The sequence below is a fragment of the Anaerovibrio sp. genome, assembly GCF_051866355.1.
Classification (GTDB): Bacteria; Bacillota; Negativicutes; order Selenomonadales; family Selenomonadaceae; genus Anaerovibrio.
This window is the reverse complement of the sequence record NZ_JBJDWZ010000121.1, coordinates 1-11,470: the sequence shown is the minus strand read 5'-3', so window position 1 is coordinate 11,470 and position 11,470 is coordinate 1. Positions and strand designations below refer to the sequence as shown.

The 11,470-nt window shown below is 53.0% G+C and carries 13 protein-coding genes; 1 reads left to right on the top strand and 12 read right to left on the bottom strand.

The genetic code is table 11. From position 1 onward, the window contains the following. Positions 1–46: 46 nt before the first annotated feature. The 6 genes from ACI3UA_RS06460 to tsaE all read right to left on the bottom strand — a co-directional run bounded on the left by ACI3UA_RS06460 (position 47) and on the right by tsaE (position 4,859). A complete protein-coding gene (locus tag ACI3UA_RS06460) occupies positions 47–622 on the bottom strand; it encodes an ANTAR domain-containing response regulator (RefSeq protein ID WP_439724004.1) in 576 nt (191 codons plus the stop codon). Then, a complete protein-coding gene (locus ACI3UA_RS06455; protein ID WP_439724003.1) occupies positions 623–2,080 on the bottom strand; it encodes a sensor histidine kinase in 1,458 nt (485 codons plus the stop codon). A gap of 26 nt (positions 2,081–2,106) precedes the next feature. After that, positions 2,107–3,132, bottom strand: a complete 1,026-nt coding sequence (tsaD, locus tag ACI3UA_RS06450) for a tRNA (adenosine(37)-N6)-threonylcarbamoyltransferase complex transferase subunit TsaD (protein WP_439724002.1) — start codon at positions 3,130–3,132, stop codon at positions 2,107–2,109. 82 nt (positions 3,133–3,214) lie between these two features. Further along, positions 3,215–3,670 carry a ribosomal protein S18-alanine N-acetyltransferase gene (gene rimI, locus ACI3UA_RS06445; RefSeq protein WP_439724001.1) on the bottom strand — a complete coding sequence of 152 codons (456 nt, stop codon included), beginning with the start codon at positions 3,668–3,670 and terminating at the stop codon, positions 3,215–3,217. Continuing rightward, entirely contained in the window at positions 3,667–4,395 is a 729-nt protein-coding gene (gene tsaB, locus ACI3UA_RS06440; protein ID WP_439724000.1) for a tRNA (adenosine(37)-N6)-threonylcarbamoyltransferase complex dimerization subunit type 1 TsaB, read from the bottom strand. The genes rimI and tsaB overlap by 4 nt, the downstream gene beginning before the upstream one ends. Further along, positions 4,383–4,859 (bottom strand): tRNA (adenosine(37)-N6)-threonylcarbamoyltransferase complex ATPase subunit type 1 TsaE, encoded by a 477-nt coding sequence (gene tsaE / locus ACI3UA_RS06435; protein WP_439723999.1) that lies wholly within the window; start codon positions 4,857–4,859, stop codon positions 4,383–4,385. The genes tsaB and tsaE overlap by 13 nt, the downstream gene beginning before the upstream one ends. Before the next feature lie 332 nt (positions 4,860–5,191). Between tsaE and ACI3UA_RS06430 the strand changes: the two genes are divergently transcribed. Next, positions 5,192–5,737 (top strand): NADH peroxidase, encoded by a 546-nt coding sequence (locus tag ACI3UA_RS06430; RefSeq protein WP_439723998.1) that lies wholly within the window; start codon positions 5,192–5,194, stop codon positions 5,735–5,737. 155 nt (positions 5,738–5,892) lie between these two features. On the opposite strand, the gene cdd is transcribed toward ACI3UA_RS06430, so the two are convergent. The 6 genes from cdd to ACI3UA_RS06400 all read right to left on the bottom strand — a co-directional run bounded on the left by cdd (position 5,893) and on the right by ACI3UA_RS06400 (position 11,257). After that, positions 5,893–6,315, bottom strand: a complete 423-nt coding sequence (cdd, locus tag ACI3UA_RS06425; protein WP_439723997.1) for a cytidine deaminase — start codon at positions 6,313–6,315, stop codon at positions 5,893–5,895. A 28-nt stretch (positions 6,316–6,343) separates the two neighbouring features. Then, positions 6,344–7,003 (bottom strand): deoxyribose-phosphate aldolase, encoded by a 660-nt coding sequence (gene deoC, locus ACI3UA_RS06420; protein ID WP_439723996.1) that lies wholly within the window; start codon positions 7,001–7,003, stop codon positions 6,344–6,346. Positions 7,004–7,099: 96 nt separating this feature from the next. Continuing rightward, positions 7,100–8,290, bottom strand: a complete 1,191-nt coding sequence (deoB, locus tag ACI3UA_RS06415) for a phosphopentomutase (protein WP_439723995.1) — start codon at positions 8,288–8,290, stop codon at positions 7,100–7,102. Positions 8,291–8,349: 59 nt separating this feature from the next. Beyond that, positions 8,350–9,546, bottom strand: a complete 1,197-nt coding sequence (locus tag ACI3UA_RS06410; protein ID WP_439723994.1) for a NupC/NupG family nucleoside CNT transporter — start codon at positions 9,544–9,546, stop codon at positions 8,350–8,352. A gap of 16 nt (positions 9,547–9,562) precedes the next feature. Continuing rightward, entirely contained in the window at positions 9,563–10,354 is a 792-nt protein-coding gene (udp, locus tag ACI3UA_RS06405; RefSeq protein ID WP_439723993.1) for a uridine phosphorylase, read from the bottom strand. 174 nt (positions 10,355–10,528) lie between these two features. After that, positions 10,529–11,257, bottom strand: coding sequence for a Crp/Fnr family transcriptional regulator (locus ACI3UA_RS06400; protein WP_439723992.1), 729 nt, complete (start codon positions 11,255–11,257; stop codon positions 10,529–10,531). Between the last annotated feature and the right edge of the window lie 213 nt (positions 11,258–11,470).

Genomic DNA, 11,470 nt, shown 5'->3' with positions numbered 1-11,470 from the left:
TTTTATATCACCAAAGTATCATACAAGCACTACGAAAAACTGAAATTTATTTTGTTGCCGCCCTGATAATAGCCTCTGCCACTTCCTTGATGGTCTTTCTCTTGGCCATGCTGTACTGCTGGATGCGGCGGAAGGCCTCGGATTCCGTCAGTCCGTGGGCATCCATGAGAATCCCTTTGGCGCGATCCAAGGTCTTGCGCATGGCCAGCGTATCCTTTACCTTGAACAGCTCATCTTCCAGCTCATGCATTTCCTGATAGCGTGAGATGGCCACTTCCATGGCCGGAAAAAGATTGCTTTCCTGCACCGGCTTGACCAGATATGCCAGCACGCCGGCATCGGTGGCGCGCTTGACCATATCGCTCTGGCTGAAAGCAGTCAGAAGCAGCACCGGAGCAATCTTTTCCTCCGTAATAATCTTGGCGGCGGTAATACCGTCCATCTCCGGCATCTTGATATCCAAAATACAAAGGTCAGGCTTCAGCTTTCTCGCCAGCTCCACCGCCTTTATCCCATTTACAGCCTCGCCTACTACCTCATGGCCTGCATCCTCCAGCATTTCCCGCACATCCATACGGATAACAGACTCATTATCGGCAATTACAATTTTCAAGGCTTTCATTCAATATTCTCCTCCCTCCGGGTTTCGTGGTATAGTAATCCTGGCGTGGGTACCCTGCTGATTGAAAAGCCGGATTTCGCCCCCCATATCATCAGCCACCAGCGTTCTTATAATCTGCAATCCCAGGGATTTGGTCTTACTCAAATCAAAATCATCCGGCAGTCCGCAGCCATCATCATACAAATCAAGCACATAGCCATCCGCCGTTTCCTCCGTATGCAGGCCAATCAGTCCCCTGCTCCGATGCTCAAAGCCATGCTCTATGGAATTGAGAATCAGCTCATTGATGATAACGGCCAGATTGCTGGCAGTACGCGAAGGCAGAATCACCTCCGGCCCGTCAAAGACCTGTTCCAGCTCAAAATCACTGGCAACCATATTGGGAGCCACCGTGTTCAGTATATTGCGCGTCACCTCGATAACCTTGATTTCCTCGGCATCCTGCTGGGACAAAAATTCATGCACGACGGACATGCTGAGTATGCGGTTGGTGCTCTCCTGCAATGCCGACCTGACCTCCGGCACCTTGGAACGGCGTGCCTGAAGCCTGAGCAGGCTGGCAATCGTCTGCAGATTGTTCTTCACCCTGTGATGAATCTCCTGAATAACTGCCGACTTAATCTTGATTTCCCGCTCTTTTTTTCTCAGCTCCGAAACATCCGACAGCAGCATAATCCGCCTCTGCAGCACTCCTGCTTCCTCCAGCTTGATATCCCGCTGTACCAGCACAATATCCCGAATTTGAAGCTCGCGCTCATAAGGGCGGCTGCTGTCTATGGTTTCCCTGTGCAGCATGGCACTCAGCTCCCTGTCGGACATGCGGCAGCCAATCAGGCTGGTAATGCCCAAGGCGCGATAAATGCGTGTCGCTGACAGATTGGCAAAGACGATGCGGTTGCTGTGGTCAGCAATGATAATGCCCGTTCCCGGCGACATAGTACGGAACTGGTCCTTGTCCAGTCCCCTTTTGCCGTGCTCCAGAAGGAATACCGCCGTATCCATCAGCTGATAATAACTGCTGGACGACGCATAGCTGTGGCCTGTTTCCAGGCTCACTACCCCTACCACCTCGTTGCCCGACTTGATAGGGTACACATACATTTCCAGATTGATGCCAAACCGCCATTCCCGCTGGCCCTGAATGAATTTGCCCTTCTCAAAGGCGGCCATAATCAGCGGTTCCTCAATAGCAGGTACCAGCGCTCCTTCACCCGTCAGCTCAATATCCGTAAAAAATGTGTGGGGACGATAGTGCTTCAGCACCAGCAGCTTGGAAGCGTCCTGCGTCTTTACATAGAGATACAGATAGGCATGAGCCAGATCCGCAATAAATGGCAGGCACACATTCAGCCGCTTCAGCATATCCGACTGCATAGCCGTCAGATTCGTGTATTTGCGACAGACCGTCGCAATAGTTTCTTTGTTAATTCCTGATATATCCTGATTGTTAAGCCGCAATCCTCTACTGCCTCCTGCTAAATCAACTATCCCTGCAAATCCGTCAGCGCCAGCCCCGGCACCGCATTGAGGTACAAATCCGCATACCTGCCGGCCTGCGCCTGATAATATCCGCGACAGCCAATCATCGCCGCATTGTCCGTGCAAAGCAGCTTGTCAGGATAACAGAAGCGGATGCCTGCCGCATCTGCCGCCGCCCGCAGACGGCTTTCCAGCGAGCTGTTGGCCGCCACGCCACCGGCCAGCACCAGTGTATTGCAGCCGGCCTCCTTCACCGCGTCCAGCGCCTTGGCTATCAGCACCTCAATAACCGTATTCTGAAAGGACGCCGCCACATCTGCCTTGTTTACCTCCAGCTTTTTGCATTTCATGCTGTTCAGGTAGTTCAGTACAGCCGATTTCAGGCCGCTGAAGCTGAACTCATAATTGCCCTTTTCCTGCAGGGCCTTGGGAAAATCAATGGCATGGGGATTGCCCTCCCGGGCCAGCTTGTCTATCTGCGGTCCCCCCGGATACGGCAGTCCCATTACCCTCGCCACCTTGTCAAAGGCCTCGCCTGCCGCATCATCCCGCGTCTGCCCCATCAGGCTGAATTCATTATAATTCTTCACATGCACCAGTGATGTATGCCCGCCTGACACAACAAGGGCCATAAACGGCGGCCGCAGATCCGGATGGCTGATGAAATTGGCAAAAATATGTCCCTCCAGATGGTTGACGCCAATCAGCGGAACCCCCAGCGTAAAAGCCAGCGCCTTGGCGGCGGAAACTCCCACCAGCAAGGCTCCCACCAGCCCGGGGCCATAGGTCACGGCCACCTGGTCGACATCAGCCAGCTTTACATCCGCCTTTGCCAATGCTTCATCTATAACAGGCATAATATTCACAATATGCTTGCGCGAGGCAATCTCCGGCACCACACCGCCAAATTTCTGATGCACAGGAATCTGGGTGGAGATAACCAGCGATAACACCTCGCGTCCCCCCCGCAGAACGGCCGCCGAGGTTTCGTCGCAGCTTGACTCTAGCGCAAGCGTAATCTTATTTTCCATAAATCTCTCCAACTACTGCAATAACCATATATCGTGACACAGCCAATAGCGGAAGGCACTGCGGCCACCGGGCCGCGCTTCCCTACAGGCTGGTATTCCACATAATCTCCGCCGCTTCCACAGGATTGGTATAGTATTTCGGCCTCTGCCCCACGCTCCTGAAACCGAGGCTGGTATAAAGCCCTATAGCCCGCAGATTGGACGGGCGCACCTCCAATGTCATGGAATCGACTCCCAGTCCCTTCACCTGCTCAATCAGCTCCTGCATGAGCCTGCGCCCAAGCCCCATGCCCTGATAGGATGGCTCCACTGCCACATTGGTGATATGGCCCTCGTTGGCCAGCACCCAGCAGCCTGCATAGGCCACAATCAAATCGTCCTTTTCCGTATCCACCGCCAGCAGATAATGGGCATCCGTATGTGAGGCTTCCTCCCAGAAGGACTGCCGTGACCAGGGCACCGGCATGCAGGCGGCCTCCACTTTTGCCACTCCGTCAGCATCATCCTGCACCATGCGGCGGAACACAATCCCGCTCATGGCTGCACCTGCTTCTGCGCCTGACCGGCCGCCTGCCGTTTTTCCCACAGCACCTCCGCCTCGGAACGCCTGATATACACCGGCTCCAGATTCATGACAGAATCCGCCTGTCCGGCCGCCTGCCGTTTCAGTCCGGCCATGGCCACATTGGCAGCCCGCGGCATCACCACATGCGGCGGCGGCACCTGCACATTGGACGGCAAATCATCCCGCCCGGCCAGCTTCCTTGCAGCCATGTCGCCTACAGCCAGCACATGCACAGGCTGAGCGGCGCACAGCTCCAGCGCCTCCTCCATGGTATAGACCTGAACAGGGCTGATTTCAGCAAAGCCGTTCCCCTGCCACTGATAGACAGCGCTGTACACATTGCCCTTCTGGGCATCAATAAACGGCACGACAGCCACGCCCGGCACCGGATAATGCCAGGCCAGCGCCTCCGTGGTGGGAATTCCCCAGATAGGAATCCCCAGACCGTAGGCAATAGCCTTGGCAGCGGCCAGTCCTATGCGCAGTCCCGTAAACGAACCCGGCCCCAGGCTCACCGCCACGCCAGTGAGCGCCGCCCTTTCCGTACCGGCCATCTGCATAACCTGCTCAACATGAGGCAGCAGGGTTTCCGAATGGGTCAATCTCGTCTGCACTGTCAGCTCCGCTAACAGCCTGTCCTTGTCTGCCACAGCCACGCTAGAAACCATCGTAGCCGTATCTATCGCTAAAATTGGCAAAGCCTTTCCATCTCCTTATACACATTCTCCAACGCCTTTCCTGACAGCTCAAAGCTGAGCAGCCGCTCATTTTCGACATCCGTGCGCTGAATCTGCAGCATTATGCGCTCTTCCGGCAGGCAGTGCGGAAACTTGTCTGCCCACTCTATCAGCACCAGCCCATCCGGCGCATCCGCATAGTCATAAAAGCCGATTTCCTCCAGCTCATATTCCTGCTCCAGCCTGTACAGGTCAAAATGAAAAACCGGCAGCCTGCCCTCCTCATATACATTCATCAGATTAAATGTAGGGCTGGTAACCTCGCCCCTCACGCCAAGTCCGGCCGCAAGATTCTGCACAAACAGCGTCTTGCCCGCCCCCAGATCGCCATCCAGGCAGATAACCGTCCCCGGCTGCAGCACACCGGCCAGCCGCCTTGCCAGCTCCGCTGTTTTCTCCGGCGCATCAGATTTGTATTGAAACATCGTTCTGCTCCTGTTCAACCAAAATAATCACACATAAAAACACATTCTTTTTCAAAGTAAGATTGTATCACAAATAGTTCCTTATAGCAAAAAACTTGTGCAGCATGCAAAAAAGAAACGCGATAAGTCGATATGATAATTATTATCCATTACTATTTTTTATAAATTAATAATAAATAAAGCATACGCCAGAAAACTAGAGAAAAATCCGTAAAAATAAAATTTTTTGCCGAAAAACAGGATTTTCCAAATCCGTGTCGAATTAGTATAATAAAGCCTGTAGAGAGGCAATAAGAAAACATCACGTGTGTATTATATAGGAGGAAACAATTATGAAAAAGTTTGTATGCACCATCTGCGGTTATGTTCATGAGGGCGATGCTGCTCCTGAGAAGTGCCCTATCTGTAAGGCTGGCGCTGACAAGTTCAAGGAGATGGAAGGCGAGATGCAGCTGGCAGACGAGCATCGTCTTGGCGTAGCCCAGGGTGTCGATCCTGAGATTATAGAGGGACTGCGGGAGAATTTCAACGGTGAGTGCTCCGAGGTAGGCATGTATCTGGCTATGAGCCGCGTGGCTGACCGCGAGGGCTATCCGGAGATTGCCGAGGCCTTCAAGCGCTACGCTTTTGAAGAGGCTGAGCACGCTGCCAAGTTTGCCGAGCTCCTGGGCGAAGTTCTCACTGACAGCACCGAGAAGAATCTCTCCATGCGCAAGGATGCAGAATTCGGCGCTACCGAGGGCAAGAAGAAGCTGGCTGTCAAGGCCAAGCAGCTGAATCTCGATGCCATCCATGACACCGTGCATGAGATGTGCAAGGACGAGGCCCGCCACTGCAAGGGCTTCTCCGGCCTGCTGAAGCGTTACTTCGGCAAGTAATAAATTTGCTTCCCTTAAAATTTCCACATATATCCCATTACATTGCAAAAGCGGATGACAGTTTCTGTCATCCGCTTTTGTAGTGCGTGTAAATCGCCGGCGCAGAGCGCACCAGTGCGCCAGTGCCGCCCCGGCTGTATCAGCCTGTCCGCGCTCTATACTCCCGCCGACAGATTATCAGGGCCGAAGCCGTAAGGCAGGAGCTCCTCCAGGCTGAACTCCTGCGCTCCGCCCTTGCCATCCGCCAGGATGATTTTAAACTCCTTCCTGTTGCAGAACTCCATCATCACCTGACGGCAGACACCGCAAGGAGCGCAGACAGCATCTGCTTCCTCTCCCTCCGGAGCGCCAACAATGGCAATCCTGTCAAAATGCCTTTCCCCTTCATAAACAGCCTTGAAAAAAGCTGTACGCTCCGCACAGTTGGTAGGCCCATAGGCTGCGTTTTCGATGTTGCAGCCGTGGTAAAGCCTGCCCTCCCTGGTCAGGAGCGCCGCTCCCACCTGAAAATGCGAATAGGGCGTATAGGCGTGCAGCCTGGCCTTTTTCGCCTCCTGCAAAAGCTCTTCATTGGTCATATCAGCGTTCCCCCATTATCAATGCTACTTATCCTTCTTTATCCTGCTTCATCAGCTTTACCAGCCGGCTGGTTCCCAGCCTGTCCGCCCCCAGCTCTATAAACCTCTCGGCATCAGCAAAGGACGCTATGCCGCCGGCGGCCTTGACCATGACCTTTTCACCTGCATGCCTGCGCAAAAGTGCCACATCCTCAAAGGTGGCGCCGCCGGAGGAAAAGCCCGTAGATGTCTTGACATATTCAGCCCCTGCCCTGGTCACCAGCTCACAGGCACGGATTTTTTCCGCCTCCGTCAAAAGGCAGGTTTCAATAATAACCTTGAGCACCCTGCCCTGACAGGCCTCATGCACCTGACGGATTTCCGCTTCCACTTCCGCGTCACGTCCATCCTTCAGAAAACCAATATTCAGCACCATGTCGATTTCATCTGCACCATCCGCAACCGCGCGGCCTGCCTCAAATGCCTTTACCTCCGCCGTGCTGTAGCCATTGGGAAAACCAATTACCGTGCAGATAGGCAGCCTGCCTGCCACATACTCTGCCGCCTGTCTGACATAAGCCGCCGGAATGCACGCCGAAGCCGTGCCGTACTGCATGGCATCATCCAGCACCAGGCGGATATCCTCCCACACTGCAGTCTGCGCCAGAAGCGTATGATCAACCTTTGCCAAAATATCCTTCTTATCCATCAGCCAACCTCATTTCAACCTGCCTGTCTGCGCGCACGCCCACCGGCCTGCACGCAGGCAGTCTCAATTATCTTCACTGCATAATATCCATACCGGTTATACCAGCTTGTCCAGAAGCGATGCGCCTATGCTTCCCGCCGGCATATCCACTCCGAAATTATCCGCAATAGTCGCCCCGATAACGGCAAATGTATCACCATCCGGCAGCCTGCCATGCCCCTGCATAGACGGGGAATACGCCAAAAACGGCACATTTTCCCTGGTGTGATCCGTTCCCTTATAGGTAGGGTCGTTGCCGTGGTCAGCAGTCAGAATCAAAAGGTCATCCTGACGCAGCAGCGGCAAAAGCTGTCCCAGCTTCACATCAAACCGCTCCAGCTCCCCGGCATAGCCCTCCGCATTGCGGCGATGCCCCCACAGGGCATCAAAATCCACCAGATTGACAAAGCACAAGCCGGTAAAGTCCCGCCCTGCCAGCTCAATCGTCTGCTCCATGCCATGCACGGAGCTTTTTGATTTGTTTGCCTCCGTAATGCCCTCGCCATCGAAGATATCCGCAATCTTGCCCACGGAAATCACGTCATAGCCCGCATCTTTCAGCACGTTCAGCACAGTGCGGCCATAAGGCTTCAGGGCGTAGTCATGCCGGTTGCTGGTACGCTTGAATTCGCCCTTTTTCCGTCCTACATAAGGCCGGGCAATCACCCGCCCCACCTTCCACTCATCGCGCAGGGTAAGCTCCCTGGCAATCTCACAGCAACGGTACAATTCATCCAGACCGAAGGTTTCCTCGTTGCCGCATATCTGCAGGACAGAGTCAGCCGACGTATACACAATCATGTGCCCCGTGGCGATTTCCTCTTCCCCCAGCTCATCCAGAATAGCCGTGCCGCTGGCGCTCTTGTTGCCGATAATCACGCGGCCGGTGCGCCTTGACAGCTCGTCAATCAGCTCCTTTGGAAAACCGGTTTCCGTAAAGGTCTTGAAAGGCGTGGTAATATGCAGCCCCATCATCTCCCAATGGCCTGTCATGGTATCCTTGCCATTGCTGGCTTCCCGCAGGCAGGCAAAATACCCCTCCGGCTCCGGAGCAGGCGCCACCCCGTGCAAGTCCCGCAGGTTGGCAAGCCCCAGCCTCCGCAGATTGGGAATTGCCAGCCCTTCCACGCTGTCCGCAATGTGCCCCAGCGTATCCGCCCCTTCATCGCCAAAGGCAGCGGCATCCCCGGCGGCACCTATGCCGACAGAATCCAGCACAACAGTAAAAATGCGCTTATACTTTTTCATATTCCATCACCTTCTTAAATATAAAAATCACACATCCGCCGACCTAAAGCCGCAGGGCATCAGAACAGTGCCACAATGCCGCACAGCATGGCACTCAGGACGCTCAGCAGCATGCCGCCAATCATGGCCCGCAGCACAAGACGGGAAAGTATACCCTTCTTCTCCGGGCACAGCGCACCTACACCGCCCACACAGATTGCCATGCTGCCCACATTGGCAAAACCGGCCAGCGATATGGAGGCCATCATGGCAGTCCTCGTATCAAGGGTATCGATAAACGAGCCCAGATTGTTAAAGGCCACAAATTCATTGAGGGCTATCTTCTGCCCCAGCAAGGTACCTTCCCGCAGTGCAGTAGCGCCATCAAAGCCCATGAGGAAGCCAAAAGGAGCAAATACATAGCCAAAGATAATCTCCAGGCTCAGCCCTGCAAAACCAAGAATCATGTTAATCAGCGCCACCATGCCTATGATGGCAATCAGGGAAGCCGCAATCCCCATAACAATGGTCACACCGATGGAAGCACCGTTAATAACAGCCTCTATGGCATTGCTGTTATTGCCCTTGCCATCAATGGTCAGGTCTTCAATCACTTCAGCTGACTCCACCTCCGGCAAAATAATCTTTGAGATAAGAATACTGCCTACCGGCACCAGCATGCTTGCCATGAGCAGATATTCCATCGGAATCCCCATGGATACATAGCCTGTCAGCACAGATACATCCATACTGCCCATGCCTGATACCAGTATAACCATTATTTCACTCTCTGTCATGCGCCCTATGTACCTGCTGATTAGAACAGGACTGCTGGTCTGGCCCAAAAACATGTTGGCAGTGGCCACAAAGCTCTCTGCCGCCGTCGAGCCGATTAATTTCCTGACAACCTTGCCCATACTTTTTACTACCAGCCCGATAACTCCCAGATAGTACAACAGCTCTACCAGGCCTGATACAAAAATAATATTGGCCAGGACCTGTACCAGAAACACAAAATTTCTGGAACCGTCCGCCAGGTCACCAAAAACAAAGGCTACACCATCCTTGCCGCTGTTCACCACGGCAGTCACACAATCGGACAGCACGGAAATAACCTGCTGCCCTGCCGGCACCTTTACTATAAATACCGCCAGCAAAAACTGAATCACGAAAGCCCTGCCTACCAGCCGCCAGTTGACGGCCCTTCTATGCCATGACAATAACCAGCACAAGCCAATAACCACAGCAATTCCTAATAAACTGAGTGCAAGCTGCATAAAAAAGTCCCTCCGATCAGCCCTTGGCTGCGTTTTCCCTATCCTCATCAATCAGAAGCTTTATCGCTTCTACGGCTACCATGATAGCTGATTCAGTATCATGCACAATAGGGTTCTCCATCCCCAGAGCATCTCTTTCCTGATTGCCCACAACCAGAAAATCAGAGCCGCAGCGCACTTTCAGATGGCTGGCCACCACAAACAGCGCCGCTGATTCCATCTCCGATGCCTTACAGCCCAGCCGCTTCCATGCTTCCCACTTGTTCAAAAGCTCATAGCTCACCGGCATGATTTCCGGATCATGCTGTCCGTAGAAAGCATCCTTGCACTGCACAATGCCTCTATGATAATTCAGCTTCAGCTTCCTGCAGGCCTTTATCATGGCGTTGGCAATATCCAAATCCGCAACGGCAGGAAATTCAATCGGTGCATACTCCTTGCTGGTTCCCTCCATGCGTATCGCACCGGTTGCCACCACGATATCGCCGCCCTTGACAGCCAGATCAATGCCGCCGCAGGTTCCTACCCGCAGAAAGGTATCCGCGCCGCACCTTGCCAGTTCTTCCATGGCAATTGACGCGGACGGGCCGCCTATGCCGGTGGAGGTAACGCTGACCTTTTCCCCGTTCAAGTAGCCTGTGTAGGTAACATATTCCCTGTTGTCAGCAATCAGTTCCGCATTTTCAAAATGCCTGGCAATTTTGGCACTGCGCTTCGGATCCCCCGGCAAAATCACATATCTGCCCACATCTCCCGGACGAATCTGCAAATGATACTGCAAGCCTGCTTCACCTGAATAATTCTGCATAATAAAATCTCCTTCTCAAAAACTTCCTCTAAAACCACACCGCCTGTAACGTGCGCCCCCTACTCCGCCACGGAGGACAGGGCCGCCAGTCAATGCAACCAACTATCAGCAGCAATATGCAAAGCAACACACCCATTTAAGTATATTATGTATTTAAAACTTACTAATCCCCCATTATCCGGAAAGCACCTGCGACAGATTTTCCCTGATGCGCAGATACTGCTCCTCGTTCACCACAATCACGCGGCCTTCCCTGCTGATAAGGCCTTCGTGCCAAAGTTTCTGCACCGCCCGGGTGATTGTTTTCACGCTCAGGCCGGTAAAATCAGACAGCTCCTGACGATTGTTCGCCAGCCGCAGGACGCCGTCAGGCGCATCCAGCTCATACAGGGTCTTCAGGAGCATTGCAAGCCTGTCCGCCCCCTGCAAAAACAGGAATGCCCTGACCTTGTAGGTCTGCTCCAGCAGATATCCTCCCATAAGCCTTGCTTCCTGCGCCAGCGCACTGATATCCGAATTCAGCCATTTGGCAAACTGCGGCGTTGGTATTTTCAGCACGATGCAGTCCGTAAGCGCCTGCAGGGAAGTCTGATACCGTTCCAGCCCCATCAGAAGCTCCATGCCGCCATACGCATATACCCCGACGGAGATCATGTAATCAAAGGACATGCCATAAATCCTCACATCCGTCCCCTTGATTACACCCTTGGCAATAAAATACATCGTATCTACCGGATCACCTTCCCGAAGGAAAATTGTCCCTTTCCTGATTCTCTCCACGGATACGCAGTCTATCAGCCACAGCGGGGCATTCTGAAAATAAATATAAAATTTTTTCCGCCTTTCAGGGTCAGTTTCCCGCAAAAAAGGCCACACCCTGTCTAAATATTCATTGCTTATCATATTGTCATCCCTGCAAAACCAGAAAAACCAATTATACGCGTCTAATTCTTCTTGTTTCTAATTGATTGCAGTTATATTATATGCATTATAATATCAAAGAAAAAGGCCACATGTCCCTTTTCTGCCATTTTATAATAAATTTTATAAACTGACAATAAAAAAACAGCAGTCCTGCAAGACTGCTGTAAATATTAACAAAGCTGGTGCGCTCGG